The sequence below is a fragment of the Mesorhizobium sp. M7A.F.Ca.CA.002.04.1.1 genome (assembly GCF_004022805.1).
Taxonomy (GTDB): Bacteria; Pseudomonadota; Alphaproteobacteria; order Rhizobiales; family Rhizobiaceae; genus Mesorhizobium; species Mesorhizobium ciceri.
In genome coordinates this window covers 1-2,814 of the sequence record NZ_RZPL01000722.1, presented here as the reverse complement: position 1 = coordinate 2,814, position 2,814 = coordinate 1, and the positions used below count along the sequence as shown (strand labels likewise).

General features: G+C 60.9%; 3 protein-coding genes. All 3 read left to right on the top strand.

The window, feature by feature from the left end; genetic code table 11:
* A partial coding sequence (locus ENZ75_RS27385) for a sugar ABC transporter substrate-binding protein (protein ID WP_164888040.1) occupies nucleotides 1-1,070 on the top strand: 1,070 nt, incomplete at its 5' end.
* Between the two features lie 203 nt (nucleotides 1,071-1,273).
* Nucleotides 1,274-2,197 (top strand): sugar ABC transporter permease, encoded by a 924-nt coding sequence (locus ENZ75_RS27380; protein ID WP_063167897.1) that lies wholly within the window; start codon nucleotides 1,274-1,276, stop codon nucleotides 2,195-2,197.
* Nucleotides 2,197-2,814: carbohydrate ABC transporter permease (locus ENZ75_RS27375; RefSeq protein WP_164888039.1), on the top strand; the 618-nt coding region annotated here is incomplete at its 3' end. The genes ENZ75_RS27380 and ENZ75_RS27375, both read left to right, overlap by 1 nt.

Here is a 2,814-nt window from a genome sequence, read left to right as displayed (position 1 = left end):
AGAAATTCCTGACCATGGTGCAGGCCGGCGACACGCCCGACGTGGTCGAGATGCCGGAACGCTGGATGGGCCTCTATGCCAACAATGCCCAGCTCGAGGATCTCGGCCCGTATATGGCCAAATGGGACGACGCCAAGACGCTGGGCGACCGCGCCAAGCAGTTCGGCTCGACCGTCAACAACACCCAGTTCATGATCCCCTACGGCTACTATGTGAACGCGCTGTTCTGGAACAAGAAGCTGTTCAAGGAGGCAGGTCTGGACGGCCCGCCGGCCACGCTCGACGAGTTCGTCGCCGACTCCAAGAAAATCTCCGCCATTCCGGGCAAATACGGCTACTGCCTGCGCGGCGGGCCGGGTGCCTTCAACGGCATGCACATGTTCATGAACATCGCTCAGGGCAAGGGTGGCTACTTCAACGAGGACGGCACTTCGACGATCAACGAGGAGGGCTCGGTCAAGGGCCTGCAGATGCTGGCCGATATGTACAAGGACGGCCTGGCGCCGAAGGATGCGGTGAGCTGGGGTTTCAACGAAACGGTCACCGGCTTCTATTCCGGCACCTGCGCTATGCTCAACCAGGATCCGGACGCGCTGCTCGGCATCGCCGACAAGATGAGCGCCGACGATTTCGCGGTAGCGCCATTGCCGGTCGGGCCGAGCGGCAAATCCTATCCGACACTCGGCTATGCCGGTTGGGCCATGTTCGCCAACTCGCAGCACAAGGACGACGCCTGGAAGCTGATGGCGACCCTTTTGTCGCCGAAGGACAATCTGGAATGGGCCAAGGAAGTCGGCGTCGTCCCGATCCACAACGGTGCCGACCAGGATCCCCATTTCAAGACCGAGCAGTTCAAGGGCTGGTTCACAGAGCTCAGCGACAGCTCCAAATATGAAATGGTCACCCCGCCGACGCATCTGGAGAACCTCGGCAATTTCGTCGACCAGGTGGCGATCAAGAATTTTCAGGAAGTGCTGCTTGGCCAGAAGACGGCCAAGGACGTCGCCGACCAGTGGGCTGCCTTCCTGACCAAGGAACAGCAGGACTGGATGGCGAAGAACAAGAAATAAGCGCGTTCTTTCCTTCTCCCGTTCACGGGGAGAAGGTGTCACGAAGTGACGGATGAGGGGCGGCGGTAGTTTTGCCTACTTTGCGCTGCCCCTCATCTGCCTGCCCATCCTTCGCAGCCGCTGCGCTGCAGCTTCGGAGGGTGAACCGGCACTTCTCCCCGCTCATTGTCCATCCGCTGCTCCAGGGAGCCGATCCTCACCCAATGACCTATGCCGTGTCCGAAATACGATCCGTCGGCAAGCCTCGAAAGAAGCGGCTGTCGCATGCCGCTATCGAGCCATGGCTCTATCTCAGCCCGGCGATCATCCTGCTGGTCGTGGTGCTTCTGGTGCCGCTGGTCATCGGCATCAGCTACTCCTTCCGCAAGTTCTCCGCCTTCAAGTCCGAATATGTCGGGCTCGGCCAGTATCAGGCGATGCTGTCGGATCAGGTGCTGGGCCAGGCGCTGGTCAACACGTTGTGGTGGACGGTCGCCAGCCTTTTCTTCCAGTTCTTCCTCGGCCTTGGCCTGGCGCTTCTGCTCGACAAGCCGTTTCGCGGCCGCAAGGCTGTACAAGCCCTGGTGTTCCTGCCCTGGGCGGTGCCGTCCTTCCTGTCGGGCCTGACTTGGGCCTGGCTGTTCAATCCGATCATCGGCCCGCTGCCGCACTGGCTGTTTGCATTGGGTCTGAAGGCCGAGCCGACCAATGTGCTGTCCGATCCGTCAACCGCCATGTGGGGGCCGATCGTCGCCAATATCTGGTTCGGCATTCCGTTCTTCGCCATCACGCTCCTGGCGGCGCTGAAGTCGATCCCGTCGGAACTGCATGAGGCTGCGGCCATCGATGGAGCCTCGCCCTGGCAGCGCTTCACCAAGGTGACGCTGCCGTTTCTGGCGCCGACCATCGCCATCACCGTGATGTTGCGCACCATCTGGATCGCCACCTTCGCCGACCTGATCTTCGTCATGACCGAAGGCGGACCGGCCGGCTCGACCAACACTGTGCCGGTCTACATCTATGTCAGCGCCTTCAAATCGCTGGACAAGGGCTATGCCTCGGCGGTGGCCGTGCTGCTATTGGTCCTGCTCATTGCCTATGCGATTGCGCTGATCGGTATCCGCCGCACCCTGGTGAGGCACGTCTGATGATCGCAGGACGCACAGCCTCGCAGCGCTTCTTCGGCGGCATCGGCCTCTACGCGGCAATCGCGGCTTACGTGCTCTTTGCCTTGTTCCCGATCTACTGGACGCTGAAGATCTCGGTCACGCCGGAGCGGCTGCTTTATTCCGAAGGCATCACCTTCTGGCCGTCGCACATGACGCTGCAGAACTTCGTCACCGTGCTCGAGGCCACCGATTTCCCCCGCTATTTCCTCAACAGCGTCATCGTCTCGGTATCGACGGCGGCACTGGTGACAATCATCGCCACGCTTGCCGGTTATGCCATGTCGCGCTTCACCTTTCGCGGCAAGGCAGCACTGGCGCTGATGTTGCTTTTGACCCAGACCTTTCCGCTGGTGATGGTCATTCCGCCGATCTACCGCGTGATGGGTCAGATCGGACTGATCAACAGCCTGACCGGGCTGATCATCATCTACACCGCCTTCAACACGGCTTTTGCCACCTTCCTCATGCAGTCCTTTTTCGACGGCATCCCCAAGGATCTGGAGGAAGCGGCGATGATCGACGGCTGCACGCGTGCGCAGGCGATGCGCAAGGTGATTGTACCGCTGACGCTGCCGGGCATGGGCGCGACGCTCGGT

Bases quoted from the DNA above. Each gene is read 5' to 3' on its own strand.
- ENZ75_RS27380 (WP_063167897.1), top strand. From the start codon at position 1,274: ATGACCTATGCCGTGTCCGAAATACGATCCGTCGGCAAGCCTCGAAAG.